The sequence below is a fragment of the Stenotrophomonas sp. AR029 genome, assembly GCF_047520695.2.
Taxonomy (GTDB): domain Bacteria; phylum Pseudomonadota; class Gammaproteobacteria; order Xanthomonadales; family Xanthomonadaceae; genus Stenotrophomonas; species Stenotrophomonas sepilia.
On sequence record NZ_JAXBQQ020000008.1, the window covers coordinates 19,765 to 35,620 of the forward strand.

The 15,856-nt window shown below is 67.7% G+C and carries 13 protein-coding genes; 6 read left to right on the forward strand and 7 right to left on the reverse strand.

Annotation, left to right across the window (positions count from 1 at the left end):
• Window positions 1-30: 30 nt before the first annotated feature.
• Window positions 31-1,812, forward strand: coding sequence for a glycoside hydrolase family 15 protein (locus ACM0PB_RS18665; RefSeq protein ID WP_053499222.1), 1,782 nt, complete (start codon window positions 31-33; stop codon window positions 1,810-1,812).
• Complete coding sequence (otsA, locus tag ACM0PB_RS18670; protein ID WP_065178921.1) at window positions 1,809-3,173, forward strand: alpha,alpha-trehalose-phosphate synthase (UDP-forming); 1,365 nt, start codon at window positions 1,809-1,811, stop codon at window positions 3,171-3,173. Before ACM0PB_RS18665 ends, otsA begins: the two co-directional genes overlap by 4 nt.
• A gap of 71 nt (window positions 3,174-3,244) precedes the next feature.
• Here otsA and ACM0PB_RS18675 read toward each other — a convergent pair whose 3' ends face one another.
• From ACM0PB_RS18675 to rluD, 4 genes are read right to left on the reverse strand one after another with little or no spacing between them, the layout of a single operon-like run.
• Complete coding sequence (locus tag ACM0PB_RS18675; RefSeq protein ID WP_005418590.1) at window positions 3,245-3,682, reverse strand: thiol-disulfide oxidoreductase DCC family protein; 438 nt, start codon at window positions 3,680-3,682, stop codon at window positions 3,245-3,247.
• Complete coding sequence (locus ACM0PB_RS18680; RefSeq protein ID WP_065178922.1) at window positions 3,657-4,163, reverse strand: DUF4166 domain-containing protein; 507 nt, start codon at window positions 4,161-4,163, stop codon at window positions 3,657-3,659. The genes ACM0PB_RS18675 and ACM0PB_RS18680 overlap by 26 nt, the downstream gene beginning before the upstream one ends.
• A 20-nt stretch (window positions 4,164-4,183) precedes the next feature.
• Window positions 4,184-4,954, reverse strand: coding sequence for a peptidoglycan editing factor PgeF (gene pgeF / locus ACM0PB_RS18685; RefSeq protein WP_065178923.1), 771 nt, complete (start codon window positions 4,952-4,954; stop codon window positions 4,184-4,186).
• Entirely contained in the window at window positions 4,954-5,943 is a 990-nt protein-coding gene (rluD, locus tag ACM0PB_RS18690; RefSeq protein ID WP_081275742.1) for a 23S rRNA pseudouridine(1911/1915/1917) synthase RluD, read from the reverse strand. Before rluD ends, pgeF begins: the two co-directional genes overlap by 1 nt.
• Before the next feature lie 113 nt (window positions 5,944-6,056).
• On the opposite strand from rluD, the gene ACM0PB_RS18695 reads away from it, so the two are divergent.
• Together ACM0PB_RS18695 and ACM0PB_RS18700 are read left to right on the forward strand one after the other, a co-directional pair.
• Window positions 6,057-6,944 (forward strand): outer membrane protein assembly factor BamD, encoded by an 888-nt coding sequence (locus ACM0PB_RS18695; protein WP_032960726.1) that lies wholly within the window; start codon window positions 6,057-6,059, stop codon window positions 6,942-6,944.
• A gap of 199 nt (window positions 6,945-7,143) precedes the next feature.
• On the forward strand, window positions 7,144-8,349 hold the full coding sequence (locus ACM0PB_RS18700) for a lipase family protein (RefSeq protein WP_065185259.1): 1,206 nt from the start codon (window positions 7,144-7,146) through the stop codon (window positions 8,347-8,349).
• Between the two features lie 114 nt (window positions 8,350-8,463).
• Here the strand turns inward: ACM0PB_RS18700 and ACM0PB_RS18705 are convergent, their stop codons facing one another.
• The 3 genes from ACM0PB_RS18705 to sucC form a co-directional block, all read right to left on the reverse strand.
• Window positions 8,464-10,098, reverse strand: coding sequence for an NAD+ synthase (locus ACM0PB_RS18705; protein WP_065185260.1), 1,635 nt, complete (start codon window positions 10,096-10,098; stop codon window positions 8,464-8,466).
• A gap of 180 nt (window positions 10,099-10,278) precedes the next feature.
• Complete coding sequence (gene sucD, locus ACM0PB_RS18710) at window positions 10,279-11,154, reverse strand: succinate--CoA ligase subunit alpha (RefSeq protein WP_005418610.1); 876 nt, start codon at window positions 11,152-11,154, stop codon at window positions 10,279-10,281.
• 24 nt (window positions 11,155-11,178) lie between these two features.
• Complete coding sequence (gene sucC, locus ACM0PB_RS18715; protein WP_005418614.1) at window positions 11,179-12,348, reverse strand: ADP-forming succinate--CoA ligase subunit beta; 1,170 nt, start codon at window positions 12,346-12,348, stop codon at window positions 11,179-11,181.
• 408 nt (window positions 12,349-12,756) lie between these two features.
• Here sucC and ACM0PB_RS18720 point away from each other — a divergent pair, with 408 nt between their 5' ends.
• Both ACM0PB_RS18720 and ACM0PB_RS18725 read left to right on the forward strand, forming a co-directional pair.
• Window positions 12,757-14,370: a sensor histidine kinase gene (locus ACM0PB_RS18720; protein WP_065185261.1), complete on the forward strand. Its 1,614-nt coding sequence runs from the start codon at window positions 12,757-12,759 to the stop codon at window positions 14,368-14,370.
• A gap of 60 nt (window positions 14,371-14,430) precedes the next feature.
• Entirely contained in the window at window positions 14,431-15,804 is a 1,374-nt protein-coding gene (locus ACM0PB_RS18725; protein WP_065178929.1) for a sigma-54-dependent transcriptional regulator, read from the forward strand.
• Window positions 15,805-15,856 lie beyond the last annotated feature (52 nt).

Below are 15,856 nucleotides of genomic sequence, written 5' to 3' on the forward strand. Positions count from 1 at the left end.
CCCACGGCCGCAACCGAGATGTACCGCGTGATGACCCAACCCGATCTTGATCTGGGCGTGGTCGGCAACGGCAGCTTCGGCGCCCTGGTCGACAAACGTGCCCGCGTTGTCTGGAGCTGCCTGCCCACCTTCGACGGCGACCCTACCTTCTGTGCGCTGCTCGGCCCCAACCAGCAGACCGGTGGCGACTTCGCCATCGAGCTGGAAGACTTCGCCAGCAGCGAGCAGGAATACCTGACCAACACGGCGATCCTGCGCACCGTGCTGCGCGACATGCACGGCGGCGAACTGGAAATCCTCGACTTCGCCCCACGCTGGCGCCAGAACGACCGTTTCTACCGCCCGGTCAGCCTGATCCGCCAGGTGCGTCCGCTGGCTGGCAGCCCGCGCATCACCGTACGCGCACGCCCGCTGGCGGACTGGGGCGCGCGCGTTCCGGAATCCACCTGGGGCAGCAACCATGTGCGTTGGGTGCTGCCCGAACACGTGCTGCGGCTGACCACCGACGTGCCGGTGCGCTTCGTGCGCGATGGCCTGCCGTTCGTGCTCAACCATCCCATCCACCTGATCCTGGGCGTGGATGAATCGCTCAACCGTTCGATCAGCGGCTATGTGCAGGAGGCCTTCCAGCGTACCCGCGATTACTGGCGCGAATGGGTGCGCTACCTGTCCATTCCGCTGGAATGGCAGGACGCGGTGATCCGCAGTGCGATCACGCTGAAGCTGTGCCAGTACGAGGACAGCGGCGCGATCATCGCGGCGATGACCACCTCCATTCCTGAAGCCCCCGGCAGCGTGCGCAACTGGGACTACCGCTACTGCTGGCTGCGTGATGCGGCGTTCGTGGTGCGGGCGCTGAACCGCCTCGGCGCCACGCGCACGATGGAACAGTTCCTCGGCTACATCTTCAACCTGGCCACCACCGACGGCACGCTGCAGCCGCTGTACGGCATCGGCTTCGAAGCCAAGCTGGACGAAGATGAGGTCCCCAGCCTGTCCGGCTACCGCGGCATGGGCCCGGTACGACGCGGCAATCTGGCCTGGGTGCAGCGCCAGCACGATGTCTACGGCAGCGTCGTGCTGGCGTCCACGCAGCTGTTCTTCGACCGGCGCCTGCAGGACCCGGGTGATGCGCACACCTTCGCCCGCCTCGAACCCCTCGGCGAGCAGGCCTTCGCCCTGCACGACGTACCCGATGCCGGCCTGTGGGAGTTCCGCGGCCGCACCGAGGTACACACCTACACCAGCGCGATGTGCTGGGCCGCCTGCGACCGCCTGTGCAAGATCGCCGTGCGGCTGAAGCGCGATGACCGCGCCCACTACTGGCGCACACGTGCCGACACCATCCACGCGCGCATCATGGCCGAATCGTGGAGCGAAGAGCTGGGCCACTTCACCGATACCTTCGGTGGCCATCGCCTGGACGCCTCGCTGCTGCTGCTGGCCGACATCGGCTTCATCGACGCGATGGACGCCCGCTTCATCGCCACCGTCGAAGCCATCGGCCGTGACCTCAAGCACGGCAATTCGCTGTACCGCTATGTCGCTCCGGATGACTTCGGTGAGCCGGAAACCAGCTTCACCATCTGCACGTTCTGGTACATCGACGCACTGGCCGCCATCGGGCGCCTGGACGAGGCGCGCGAGATGTTCGAGCTGCTGCTGAAGCAGCGCAATCACCTGGGCCTGCTGTCGGAGGATCTGGCCTTCGACACCGGCGAGGCTTGGGGTAACTTCCCGCAGACCTATTCGCATGTCGGCCTGATCACCGCCGCGATGCGCCTGTCGCGGTCCTGGCAGGAGGCATCGTGAGTCGTCTGGTCGTGGTATCAAATCGTGTGGCCGTGCCCGGCGAGAACCGCGCAGGCGGCCTGGCGGTCGGCCTGCTGGCCGCCCTGAAGGAGCGCGGCGGCCTGTGGTTCGGCTGGAGCGGCAAGACCGTAAAGGAAGGCAGCGGCACGCTGCACCGGCAGAAGGATGGTGACATCGACTACGTCACCATGGACCTGAGCAAGCGCGAGGTCGATGGCTACTACAATGGTTTCGCCAACCGCACGCTGTGGCCATTGCTGCACTTCCGGCTGGACCTGGTCGACTACGACCGCGGCACCCGCGAGACCTACCACAAGGTCAATGCGCTGTTCGCCGACAAGCTCGCACCATTGCTGCGCGAGGACGACATCGTCTGGATCCACGACTACCACCTGATCCCGCTCGGCGCACTGCTGCGCGAGCGCGGCATCGGCTGCCGCATCGGCTTCTTCCTGCACATTCCGATGCCGTCGGCCGACCTGCTGCAGGCCATGCCCGACCACCTGCGGTTGTTCTCCGCGCTGTACGCCTACGACCTGGTCGGCTTCCAGACCCAGCGCGATGCCGATCGCTTCCAGACTTACCTGCGCCTGTTCGGTGGTGGCCGCGTGCTCGACAACGGTGAGCTGGAAGCACCCGGTGGGCGCCGATTCCGCGCGGCGGCTTTCCCGATCGGCATCGACACCGACCTGATCGCACGCCAGGCCGGCACCGCCGCCACCAAGGCCGCAGTGAAGAACCTGCGCAGCAGCCTGCGGGACCGCCAGCTGGCGATTGGCGTGGATCGCCTGGATTACTCCAAGGGCCTGCCCGAACGCTTCCTCGGCTTCGAACGCTACCTGCAGCGTCACCCCGACCAGCGCGGCTCGCTCACCTACCTGCAGATTGCGCCGGTCTCGCGCGGCGATGTCACCGAGTACCGGCAGCTGCGCAGCCAACTGGAACAGATCGCCGGCCACATCAACGGTGGCCACGCCGAGCCGGACTGGACGCCACTGCGCTACGTCAACCAGAACTTCACCCATGCCACGCTCACCGGCTTCTACCGAGCGGCGGCGGTCGGCCTGGTCACGCCGCTGCGCGATGGCATGAACCTGGTGGCTAAGGAATACGTGGCCTCGCAGGACCCGGAGGATCCCGGCGTGCTGGTGCTGTCACTGCTGGCCGGCGCCGCCGACGAACTGAAGCAGGCACTGCTGGTGAACCCGCACGACCTCGACGGCGTGGCCGACGCGATCGCCACCGCAGCGACGATGTCACTGAGCAGGCGCAAGGAACGCTGGCACGCGATGATGGAACATCTGCGCACCTACGACATCAACCACTGGCGCCGCAGCTACCTCGACGCGCTGGAAGGCTGAAGAAAAAAGGGGACGGAGGGGATTAAGTCGTTTATGCACAAACGACTTAATCCCCTCCGTCCCCTTTTTCGTCAATCCAGGAACCGCGCGGCCTGTTCCGGTGCGGGTAGATGGCAGGTGTCATGCCGACCGAACCAGCGGTAGCGGTTGCGTGCCAGCGCGCGATACGCCGCATCACGCCAGCCGCGCGGCACGAGCCGCAGCACGCCGGCCAGGCGCCAGGCGCCGCCCAGCCCCGCAAGTACGCGCAGGATCGCATCGGTGTCGGTCCAGGCACCCTGTGCATCCAGCAGCAGGAACGACATCGGGTCCTGCGGATCCAGCCCGTGCGCGCGCAGCATCGCGCTGCCCTTCTGCCCCTGCATCGCTGCAAAGCGGTAGCGCCCCCTGCGGTCGAAACGCAGCAGGAACCGCACCCAGCGATTGCACAGTGCGCACACGCCATCGAACACGACCACCGCGCTGCCCGCCTCGGCGGCAGCGTCACTGCGGTTCGAGCCAACCTTCATAGCGGATCAGGGCTCCGGCCCAGGGCAGCGTCACATCGACCAGGAAAGTGTAGCGCTCGCCCTGCCAGGCTTCACGGCAGCGCACACCGCCGAACCAACGCGTCGGCAGCGGCAGCAGCCCGAACGCCCAGACCCGACGCACCGACCAGTCGATACCACCGTCGCGGGCCTGCAGCGCGAACTCGAAGCGCACCGCGCCCAGCTGCTCGCGCAGATGCCCGTCGTGCGCCCACAGCCGCGACACCATTGGCCAGCGGCCGAACCGCCGCGCCCACTGCTCGCCCTGCCGGTAGCGGTTGAACGCCACCTCGGTGGGCAGCGCGTCACCGTCCTGTGGCAACCGCGCCAACGCAGCCAGCAGCGGCACCAGCCAGTGCCGCCCCCTCACGATACGCGCCCGCCCCACGTAGCGGCAGGGCAACGGCGCGGCATGCAGCGCCTGCACCGGTCCTGCCAGGGTGGCAAAGGCCGGCCCCAGCACGCGCGCGAACAGCGGCGGAGTCAGGGCGCGATCCAGGCCAGGGTCGCCATGCGCCCGGTGCGACGATCGCGCCGATGCGAATACAGGTCCGGGTCGGCCATCGTCGACACCGTGCCGCCATACACCTGTGCCGGGTCCATCCCCGCAGACTGCAGGCGCTGCCGCGCCAGCGCGAACAGGTCCACTTTCCAGTGTCCGGGACGGGTCGCGACGAACGCCCGCTCAGCAGCGGGATCATGGCCGACGAAGGCGTGATAGACCTCCTCGCCGATCTCATAGTCGGACGGCCCGGCGGCCGGGCCCAACCAGGCCCGCAGCTGCGCCGGCGACGTCTGCATGGCGGCCACCGTGGCCTCCAGCATGCCGTCGGCCAGCCCCCGCCAGCCGGCATGGGCCGCGCCCACCTCGCTGCCGTCTGCGGCGGCGAACACCACCGGCAGGCAGTCGGCGGTCAGGATCGCCAGCACCACGCCCGGCACCGAGGTTACCGCCGCGTCGGCCACCGGCTCGCTCGCGCCGGGCGTCGGCGGTGCATCGAAGCGCAGCACGGTGCTGCTGTGCACCTGGCGCAGCCAGTGCGGTGCCGACGGCAGCGCCAGCCCCTGCTGCAGCAGCTGGCGGTTGTGCTCAACGTTGGCTGGGGTATCACCATCGGCCGCGTGCCGGTTGCCCAGGTTGAACTGCGCGAACGGCGCCGGCGAGATGCCCGCACCGTGCCGGCGCGTGGTCAGCGCATGGACGCCTGCGGGCGCCGGCCAGTCGGCCTGCAGCAACGGCAGCGCGGCCGCCATCACCAGCGGTCCCGCTCGCGGGCGGCGAAGGCTTCGCTGTCTTCGCGCAGCACCTTCATCAGGTGCAGCATGTCCTCCGGCACCGGCGCGGTGTTGCGCACCGGTTCACCGGTGATCGGGTGCATGAACTCCAGGGTCTCGGCGTGCAGGGCCTGGCGCTTGAAGCCGCGCAGCGCGGCCACCAGCTCGTCGCTGGCGCCCTTGGGCAGCTTCAGCGCGCCGCCATACAGCGGGTCGCCGATGATCGGATGGCGCACGTGCGCCATGTGCACGCGGATCTGGTGGGTACGGCCGGTTTCCAGGCGGCACTCCAGCGCGGTGTGTGCCCGGAAGCGCTCGCGCAGGCGGTAGTGGGTCACCGCCTCCTTGCCGTCCTCACGCACCGCCATCTTCAGGCGGTCGCGCGGGTGGCGGTCGATCGGGGCATCGGCTGTACCACCGGCCACCAAAGCGCCCATCACGATGGCCAGGTACTGACGGTGCACGTCACGTGCCGCCAGCTGCTCGACCAGCGCGGTCTGCGCTTCCAAGGTCTTGGCCACCACCATCACGCCGCTGGTGTCCTTGTCCAGGCGGTGCACGATGCCGGCGCGCGGCAGCACCGCCACCGACGGATCGCGGAACAGCAGCGCGTTGACCAGGGTGCCGCTGTGGTTGCCGGCACCCGGATGGACCACCAGGCCCACCGGCTTGTTGATCACCAGCAGGTGCTCGTCCTCGAACAGCACGTCCAGCGGGATGTCCTCCGGCTGGGCATCGGTCTGGGTTTCCAGCACCGCGTTGAGGGTCACCACCTCGCCGCCGCGCAGCGGATCGCGCGGGCGCACCCGGGCACCGTCCAGCAGGACCTCCCCGGCCTTGATCCACTCGGTCAACCGCGAGCGCGAGTATTCGGGGAACAGTTCGGCCACGACCGCGTCGAAACGGCGGCCGGCGGCGGTGTCGGGGACGATGGCCTGGCGGGCCGATTCAGAGGGTTGTTCAGACATGGCAGGGGGCATTCTTTGAAATTTTGGGGTCCCGGCGGCCGGTTTCAGTCGCTGGACAGGACACTAGGCTATCATCGACCCTTCGTATTCCAGCCGCGTCCCGCCTCGACCCCATGATCCGACGCTCCGCCATGCTCTCCGCGCCCGTCCGCCTCACCGCCCTGCTGCTGGTGCTGGTCATCGCCGCAACCGGCTGCCATCGCGGCGCCAAGAAGGGTGATCGCCCCGATGAAGGCGTGCCGGTCGAACAGCTGTACGAGAAAAGCCACAAGCTGATGCAGGGCGGCAACTGGAGCGGCGCCGAAGCCAGCTTCCGCCGTCTGGTGGCCCAGTATCCGTACGGTCCGTACACCGAGCAGGCGATGATCGAAACCGCCTACGCGCAGTACAAGGCCGGCAAGCACGATGACGCGGTGTCCAGCATCGACCGCTTCATCCGTACCTACCCGACCCACCGCAACATTGCCTATCTGTACTACCTGCGCGGCCTGGCCAACTCCAACCGCAGTACGGTTTTCCTGCGCCGCGTATGGTCGCTGGATGCCAGCCGCCGCGACCTGTCCACGCCGCACCAGGCGTACTCGGACTTCAACATCGTGGTTGATCGTTACCCGAACAGCCGCTACGCCGCCGATGCGCGCCAGCGCATGCTGGAGCTGCGTGACGTGTTCGCCCAGCACGAGCTGGACAACGCGCTGTACTACATGCGCCGCGGCGCCTGGGTGTCAGCCGTGGGCCGCGCCAACTACCTGCTGGAAACCTACCCGCAGAGCGCCTTCCAGTACGACGCCGTGGCCGTGCTGGCCGATTCCTACACCCACCTGGGCAACAAGACCCTGGCCGACGACGCCCGCCGCGTCCTGCAGCTGAACCAGCCGGACCACCCGTGGCTGGAAGGCAAGTGGCCGAAGTACCCGTGGATGATCCGCAAGCTGAACCCGTTCGCCGGCGAGAAGTCCGCCAGCACCGGCCAGCGCAACGCGCGACTGGAAAAGAAGTAAGCGAGGGCCCCGAAAGGGGCCCTTCTTCTTTGTAGAGTCAAGCCATGCTCGACTGCTTTCCTCGTCCGCCTCCCCGCGCCGGGGCCGGCACCTAGGAATGCTACGAATCCACGGCGGATGCGACGCCGGTCGCAGCCTGCCCGGGCACGGCCATCCACACTGCAGCGCCACGGCCACACCGGCCATCACGGAGCGCCCCATGGCCCGTCTGCCCTGCTGCAGTATCCGCCCTCTGTCCTGCCTCCTCGCCATCGCGCTGCTGGCGCTGACCTCGGCGCCGCCGGCCGCCGCACAGGACGCAGCGGGCGAACTGCTGTCCGCAGCCCCCTATCGCGCCACCTGGGTGCCGTCCCAGGCCGCCCAGGCCTACAAACTGCACTACCGCACCCCTGACCACCGCGGGCAGCTGGCCGAAGGCACCGGCCTGCTGTACCTGCCCGCCGGCACGCCGCCCATCGGCGGTTGGCCGGTGGTGTCGTGGGCGCATGGCACCCAGGGCATTGCGGATCGTTGTGCGCCCTCGGTCTCCGGCCCCTATCAACCCGAACGCGACGGGCGCTTTCTCGATCGGTTCCTGGCACAGGGCTATGCAGTGGTCGCCGCGGATTACCAGGGCCTCGGAAGCTCAGGCGACCATGCCTATCTGCATGTGCGCACTGCCGCGCGCAACGCCATCGACATGATCAAGGCCAGCCGCCAGTACCTCGGCAACGGGACGCTGTCGCCACGCTGGGTGTCGGTCGGCCATTCGCAGGGCGGTGCCGCCGCGCTCACGGCGGGCCACATCGCCCCCACCTATGGTGGACCGTCGCTGCAGTACCGCGGCAGCTTCACCACCGGCACGCCCACCGCAGTCGAACTGACCGCGCTGGTGATGAAGCCGGACAACCGCACAGCCAATCCTGGCGCGCTCAACGCGTATCACGCGTATCTGCTCGATGGCCTGCTGCAGGTCGCGCCACAGATCGACCGCGTCCTCAGCGACGCCGGCCGCGCCCGTGTGGCCGTGGCACGCGAGCAGTGCCTGGGCGAACTGGCCACCACGCTGGACGGCGCCGACACCGGCAGCATGTTCACTGCGCCGCTGGCCAGCGTGCCGGGCATCTGGGCGGTGCTGTACGACTATCTCGGCGTACCGCGCCGCGGCTTCAGCCAACCGCTGATGTTGGGCCATGGCAGCCAGGACCGCGATGTGCCCTACCTGACCACCCTGCTGTACGCCGCTGGGCTGGCCCTGCGAGGCGAGCCGGTCGCGTTCCGGCGCTACCCCGTCGACCACCGGGGCACGCTGGACGCAGCGGCGGCCGATGGCCTGGCGTTCGTACGTGCGCGACTGGGGGACGATCCCTTCAACGACGCTGCGGAAACCGCCGGTCTCGAACAGTTGCTCGACGGAGTCCGGTAGATCCACGCCAAGCGTGGATGATCTTCGACCATCGTGCGGACCAGGGTCCGCACCCACCGGAGAGGGACCAACGGGTTGCCGGCCAGCGGCCGGCACGACCCGCCAAGCGCTGCCTCAGCCCTTGTAGCCGTTGCTGATCGGGTAGCGCCGCTCGCGGCCGAACGCGCGGCGCGAGACCTTCGGCCCGGGCGCGGCCTGATGCCGCTTCCACTCGCTGATGCGCACCAGGCGAAGCACACGGTCGACCACGGTCGCGTCGTAACCGGCCGCCACGATCTCCGTGCGCGACTGCTCCTGGTCGATATAGCGGTACAGGATGCCGTCCAGCACGTCATAGGCCGGCAGCGAATCCTGGTCCAGCTGGTTCTCGCGCAGTTCGGCCGATGGCGGGCGGCTGATCACCGCCGGCGGGATCACCGGTGCGCCGCCCACGGTATTGCGCCACTTGGACAGGCCGAACACTTCGGTCTTGTACAGGTCCTTCAGTGGCGCATAGCCACCGCACATGTCGCCGTAGATGGTGGCGTAGCCGACCGCGTACTCACTCTTGTTGCCGGTGGTCAGCAGCAGGCCACCGAACTTGTTGGCCAGCGCCATCAGGATCACGCCACGGCTGCGCGACTGCAGGTTCTCTTCGGTCACGTCCGGCGCGGTGCCTTCGAACATCGGCGCCAGCGATTCCATCAGGCCCTTGAACGCCGGCTCGATCGACACAGCCTCAAGCTTCACCCCCAGCGCCCGGCACTGCTCGGCGGCCAGGTCGTTGGACAGGCCGGCGGTGTAGCGCGAGGGCAGGCGCACGGCGGTCACGTTCTCCGCGCCCATCGCATCCACGGCCAATGCCAGCACCAGGGCCGAGTCGATGCCACCGGACAGGCCCAGCCACACCTTCCTGAAGCCGTTCTTGCGGCAATAGTCCTGGATGCCGCGGGTCACCGCGCGCCAGGCCAGCGCGTCCATGCTCTCGTCGCCGTCGTCCATCCACACATGCGGCATGAAGCGGCGGGTCTCACCGTCATACTCCACCACCAGCCACTGGTCGACGAAGGCAGCAGCGGCCGGGTGCACCGTGCCATCACCATCCGCCACCACCGAAGCACCGTCGAACACCAGCGCATCCTGGCCGCCCACCACGTTGAGGTAAGCGATGGCCGCCCCGCTCTCGCGGGTACGCGCGGCCAGCACGGCGTCGCGCTGCGCGTGCTTGCCACGCTCGTAGGGCGAAGCATTCGGCACCACCACCAGCTGCGCACCCGCGCGCGTGGTGTCGGCCAGCGGCTCGGCGAACCACAGGTCCTCGCAGATCAGCAGGCCGACCGGAATGCCATTGACCTCGAACACGCAGCTGCCACCATCCGGATCGACGTCGAAGTAGCGGCGCTCGTCGAAGACCGCGTAGTTGGGCAGTTCGCGCTTGCGGTAGGTCTGCTCGACCAGGCCGTCACGCAGTACGCTGGCAGCGTTGTAGACCACCGCGCCAGCCGCCTGCGGCCAGCCGACCACGGCGGTGATGCCACGGCAGGCGGTGGCGATGCGGGTCATCGCCTGCTCGCACTCGTACAGGAAACCCGGGCGCAGCAGCAGGTCCTCCGGCGGGTACCCGCTCACCGCCAGCTCGGGGAACATCACCAGCTCGGCGCCGTACTCATCGCGCGCTTGGCCGATCATCTCGATGATGCGCTCGGTGTTGCCGGCGACGTCGCCGACCGGGAAGTCGAACTGCGCCATCGCGATGCGGATCGAAGCCATGGGAATCCAGCCTGTGGTTGCAATGCTTCCATTGTAACGCCGGGGTCAGATCCCTTTTGCATGGCAAAAGGGGTCTGACCGCATGCCAGACGCAGAAAGGCCGCCCAAAGGCGGCCCTTCTGTTTCAGGCAGCCGGCCAGCGGCCGGCTCTACAGCGTCGTCTGCGCGAGGCAGTCGATCTTATTTCACCAGCTTGGCGATGGCGGCGCCCAGGTCGCCCGGCGAGCGGACGGTGACCACGCCAGCAGCTTCCATCGCGGCGAACTTGCCTTCCGCGGTGCCCTTGCCGCCCGAGGCGATCGCGCCCGCGTGGCCCATGCGCTTGCCGGCCGGAGCCGACGCACCGGCGATGAAACCGACGACCGGCTTCTTCACGTGGTTCTTGATGTACTCGGCGCCGGCTTCTTCGGCGTCACCGCCGATCTCGCCGACCATGATGATGCCTTCGGTCTGCGGGTCTTCGTTGAACAGCTTCAGGCAGTCGACGAAGTTCAGGCCGTTGATCGGGTCACCGCCGATGCCGATGCAGGTGGACTGGCCCAGGCCGACTTCGGTGGTCTGCTTGACCGCTTCATAGGTCAGGGTGCCCGAACGCGACACGATGCCGATCTTGCCCGGCTTGTGGATGTGGCCCGGCATGATGCCGATCTTGCACTCGCCCGGCGTGATGACGCCCGGGCAGTTCGGCCCGATCAGCACGGTGTCCGGGTAGGAACGGGTCAGCACGTTCTTCACGCGCAGCATGTCCAGCACCGGGATGCCTTCGGTGATGCAGACGATCACCTTGATGCCGGCAGCCGCAGCTTCCAGGATCGCGTCGGCCGCGAACGGCGGCGGCACGTAGATGACCGAAGCGTTGGCGCCGGTGCTCTGCACGGCGTCGGCAACGGTGTTGAAGACCGGCAGGTCGATGTGGGTGGTGCCACCCTTGCCCGGGGTCACGCCGCCAACAACCTGGGTGCCGTACTCGATCATCTGAGTGGCGTGGAAGGTGCCCTGCTGGCCGGTGAAGCCCTGCACGATCACCTTGGTGTTCTTGTTAATCAAAACAGACATGGGAATTTCCTTCGGTGTCGTGGATCAGGCGGCGTTCTTGACCGCTTCAACGACCTTCTTGGCGCCGTCGTTGATGTTGTCAGCCGGGATGATGGCCATGCCGCTGTCACGCAGCAGCTGCTTGCCCTCTTCCACGTTGGTGCCTTCCAGGCGCACCACGACCGGAACCTTGACGCCCACTTCCTTCACGGCGGCGATGATGCCTTCGGCAATCATGTCGCAGCGGACGATGCCGCCGAAGATGTTGACGAAGATGCCTTCAACCTTGTCCGAGGACAGGATCAGCTTGAACGCTTCGATGACGCGCTGCTTGTTCGCACCGCCGCCCACGTCCAGGAAGTTCGCCGGCTCGCCGCCGTTGAGCTTGATGACGTCCATGGTGGCCATGGCCAGGCCGGCACCGTTCACCATGCAGCCGATGTTGCCGTCCATGGTGACGTAGTTGATGTCCAGCTCCGAAGCGGTCACTTCGGTTTCATCTTCCTGGGACTTGTCGCGCATCGCGACCAGTTCCTTGTGGCGGAAGTTGGCGTTGTCGTCGCTGTTGAACTTGCCGTCCAGCGCGTACAGGTTGCCATCGTCCAGGATCGCCAGCGGGTTGATCTCAACCAGCGCCAGGTCCTTCTCGTTGAAGATGCGGTACAGGTTCACCATGATGTTGGCGAACTGGCCGGCCTGCTTGGCGGTCAGGCCCATCTTGAAGCCGATGTCACGGCCGTGGTAACCCTGCACGCCCTCGACGAAGTCCACGTTCAGGGTGTGGATCTTGTCCGGGGTCTCGGCAGCGACCTGCTCGATTTCCATGCCGCCTTCGGAAGAGGCGATGTAGCTGATGGTGCGGGTGCCGCGATCCACCAGGACCGACAGGTACAGCTCCTTGACGATCTCACCGGCGGTGGTCACCAGCACCAGGTTGATCGGCAGCTCGACGCCGGCGGTCTGGTAGGTGGCCATCTTGGTGCCGAGCATCTTGGCCGCTGCGGCCTTCACGTCGTCGACGGTCTTGCAGAACTTGACGCCGCCAGCCTTGCCGCGGCCGCCAGCGTGGATCTGCGCCTTGACCATCCAGGGGCCCTGGCCCAGCGACTGGGCGACTTCAACCGCCTCGTCCGGGGTCGCCGCGACCTTGCCGGCCGGGACCGGGATGCCGTATTCGGCAAGCAGTTGTTTTGCCTGGTATTCGTGGAAATTCATGCGTCACCGTGGGAATAGGAACGACCGCACGCAATTCCTCAGGGCCCCCTCGAAGAGGCACCGGCACGGACCGCGGCGGGCCCACTATTGTGGCCGAGCCGGCGCCGGGGCGCAAAGAAGTCTGTACAAAACGCCAGACCCGGCCAGATTTCCGCCGTCATTCAGGCAGTTGCGCACAGGGGCCGGCTGGCCAGCGGTATCCATCCCAGGCCAAATGCGCGATCCGGGCCGCAGCGGCGGGCCCCTGCCGGGGGCCCTATACTGGTCAGCCAGGGTGTGTAGCGTCGGGGGTGCTCGACGGTTTTCCACCGCAGGCCACATCGAAGCGACGTACCGCCCGGCCTCAGGGGACGCCGGGCAGGCCCGCCGCAGATTCCAGACCCAGGCAGCCAGAAGGGGAGTTCCGGCGTGTCACCCAGTGCTTCATTGATCGACCGCATCGAATCGATTCCGCGGCGTGAGCTGTATTTCTTCGCGCTGTACCGGGTGCTGATCGCCTCGGTCATCGCCGCCCTGCTCTACAGCCCCCTGTCGGCCCTGGTCGGCGAAGCCCACCACCCGCGGCTGGCCGACACCGTCGCCGCCATCTACCTGGTGCTGTCGCTGCTGGCGCTGGTGATCGGCCGCAACGAACGCTGGCTGCGCCCGATCGTGGTCAGCGGCGTGCTGGTGGACATCGTCGCCGCCACCCTGTTGTCGCATGCCCTGCCGGGTGCCAGCGCCGGCATCTCGATGTCGCTGCTGTTCAACATCGCCGCTGCCGCCACCCTGCTGCCGCTCAGCCTGGGGCTGGGCCTGGCACTGGCCGCCAGCCTCGCCACCGGCGTGGAATACACCTGGAAGCTGCTGGAAGGCGGCGATCCCACCCGTACCCTGGCCGAACTGGCCATGTTCGCCACCAGCTACCTGGCGCTGGCCTTCATCAGTTACCAGGTCGGCAGCCGCGCGCGCCGCAACCAGCAGCTGGCCAACCAGCGCGGCGACGAAGTAGCCAACCTGTTCCAGATCAACGAGCTGATCATCCGCCGCATGCGTACCGGCGTGCTGGTGGTCGACGCCGACAACCGCGTCACCCTGGCCAACGAGGCCGCCTCGATGCTGCTCGGTGACAGCGACGGCAGCGGCGAAAGCGGCCGCCTGGACCTGGCCAGCGCCGCCCCGGAACTGGCCCGTCGCCTGCAGCGCTGGCGCAACGGCTGGGCGCAGGACGAACTGCCGCTGCAGCTCAACCCCGACCAGCCCGAAGTGCAGCCCCGCTTTGCGCGCCTGCTGGCCGGCAGCGAGCTGGCCCTGGTGTTCCTGGACGACTCCAGCGTGGTCTCGCGCCGTGCCGAATCGCTCACCCTGTCAGCAATGGGACGCTTCTCGGCCAGCCTCGCCCACGAGATCCGCAACCCGCTGGCCGCGATCAACTACGCGGTGCAGCTGCTGGAGGAAGGCACCGGCTTCAACGAAAGCGACCGCCGCCTGCTGCAGATCATCCGCCAGCAGTGCCAGCGCACCAACGGCATCGTCGAAAGCGTGCTGGGCCTGGCCCGGCGCGAGCGCGCCACGCCCGAAAACGTCGACCTGGCCGCCTTCGTGCGCCGCTTCGTGCTGGAGTACAAGCAGGGGCAGACGCTGGAAACCGACAGCATCGAGCCGATCATCAACGACACCTCGGTGCTGGCCCAGGTCGACAGCAAGCACCTCTACCAGGTGCTGACCGTGCTGGTGCACAACGCGCTCAAGTATGGCCGCATCGGCCAGCAACCGGCGCGGGTGCGCCTGCGCGTGGCGCAGCACGAGCGCAGCGCGGTCATCGACGTGATGGATCGTGGCCCCGGCATTCCCGAGAGCGTGGCCGCGCAGTTGTTCCGGCCGTTCTTCACCACGTCCGAGCACGGCACCGGGCTGGGTCTGTATATCGCCCGCGAGCTGTGCCGGGCCAACCAGGCACGGCTGGACTACATCCCGGTTCCCGCTGGAGGCTCCTGCTTCCGCCTGGTGCTGCCCGGCCCGCATACGCTGTTGCCCACCTGATCTCGATTCTGTGCGTCAAACATTTGTCGCTTCCAGCCCCCTCGTTTATCTTTCACGCCCATGAACGAAACCCGCAGCGCCCTCGTCGTCGACGACGAACGCGACATCCGCGAACTGCTGGTACTCACGCTCGGCCGCATGGGGCTGCGCATCAGTACCGCAGCCAACCTTGCCGAAGCGCGCGAACTGCTGGCCAGCAATCCGTACGACCTGTGCATCACCGACATGCGCCTGCCGGACGGCAACGGTATCGAGCTGGTCAGCGAGATCGCCCAGCACTACCCGCGCACGCCGGTGGCGATGATCACTGCCTTTGGCAGCATGGACCTGGCGGTGGAAGCGCTGAAGGCCGGCGCCTTCGACTTCGTCAGCAAGCCGGTGGACATCGCCGTGCTGCGTGGCCTGGTCAAGCACGCGCTGGAACTCAACAACACCGAGCGCCCCGTGCCCGGCCCCGCCGCCGAACAAGGGGCGCGCCTGCTCGGCGATTCGCCGGCCATGGACGTGCTGCGTACCACCATCGGCAAGGTCGCGCGCAGCCAGGCGCCGGTCTACATCCTCGGTGAATCCGGCGTGGGCAAGGAGCTGGTCGCGCGCACCATCCATGCCCAGGGTGCCCGCGCGGCCGGCCCGTTCGTGCCGGTCAACTGCGGCGCCATTCCCGGCGAGCTGATGGAGAGCGAATTCTTCGGCCACCGCAAGGGCAGCTTCAGCGGCGCCCACGCCGACAAGCCCGGGCTGTTCCAGGCCGCGCATGGCGGCACCCTGTTCCTGGACGAAGTGGCCGAGCTGCCACTGCAGATGCAGGTGAAGCTGCTGCGCGCGATCCAGGAAAAGTCGGTGCGTGCGGTCGGCGCCGCCAACGAGGAGCCGGTGGACGTGCGCATCCTCTCGGCCACCCACAAGGACCTGGCCGAGCTGGTCGAGGACGGCCGTTTCCGCCACGACCTCTACTACCGCATCAACGTGATTGAGCTGAGGGTGCCGCCGCTGCGCGAGCGTCGCCAGGACCTGCCGGAACTGGCCGCGTCGGTGCTGGCACGGCTGGCCCGCAGCCATGGCCGCCCGACGCCGTTGTTGGCGCCGTCGGCACTGGACGCACTGGCCCAGTACGCCTTCCCCGGCAACGTGCGTGAACTGGAGAACATCCTGGAGCGTGCACTGGCACTGGCCGAAGAAGACCGCATCGGCGCCGACGACCTGCGCCTGCCGCAACATGCCCCGCGCACGCCCGGCAGCGCAGCACATGCCGAAGCCGTGGCTGACCTGCAGCCCGGCAACGCCGCCCTGCCCTCGTACATCGAACAGCTCGAGCGCAGCGCCATCCAGCGCGCGCTGGAAGAAAACCGCTGGAACAAGACCCGCACCGCCGCGCAGCTGGGCATCACGTTCCGTGCGCTGCGCTACAAGCTGAAGAAGTTGGGCATGGAGTAAGGACAGGGCCCGACGCGGGCCCGCCAACCTGGTAGTGCCGGCCGCTGGCCGG

Coding starts and splice junctions, on each gene's coding strand:
- ACM0PB_RS18665 (WP_053499222.1), top strand. CDS start 31: ATGACCCAACCCGATCTTGATCTGGGCGTGGTCGGCAACGGCAGCTTC.
- ACM0PB_RS18675 (WP_005418590.1), bottom strand. CDS start 3,682: ATGAAGGTTGGCTCGAACCGCAGTGACGCTGCCGCCGAGGCGGGCAGC.
- pgeF (WP_065178923.1), bottom strand. CDS start 4,954: ATGGCGGCCGCGCTGCCGTTGCTGCAGGCCGACTGGCCGGCGCCCGCA.
- rluD (WP_081275742.1), bottom strand. CDS start 5,943: ATGTCTGAACAACCCTCTGAATCGGCCCGCCAGGCCATCGTCCCCGAC.
- ACM0PB_RS18695 (WP_032960726.1), top strand. CDS start 6,057: ATGATCCGACGCTCCGCCATGCTCTCCGCGCCCGTCCGCCTCACCGCC.
- ACM0PB_RS18700 (WP_065185259.1), top strand. CDS start 7,144: ATGGCCCGTCTGCCCTGCTGCAGTATCCGCCCTCTGTCCTGCCTCCTC.
- ACM0PB_RS18705 (WP_065185260.1), bottom strand. CDS start 10,098: ATGGCTTCGATCCGCATCGCGATGGCGCAGTTCGACTTCCCGGTCGGC.
- sucD (WP_005418610.1), bottom strand. CDS start 11,154: ATGTCTGTTTTGATTAACAAGAACACCAAGGTGATCGTGCAGGGCTTC.
- sucC (WP_005418614.1), bottom strand. CDS start 12,348: ATGAATTTCCACGAATACCAGGCAAAACAACTGCTTGCCGAATACGGC.
- ACM0PB_RS18725 (WP_065178929.1), top strand. CDS start 14,431: ATGAACGAAACCCGCAGCGCCCTCGTCGTCGACGACGAACGCGACATC.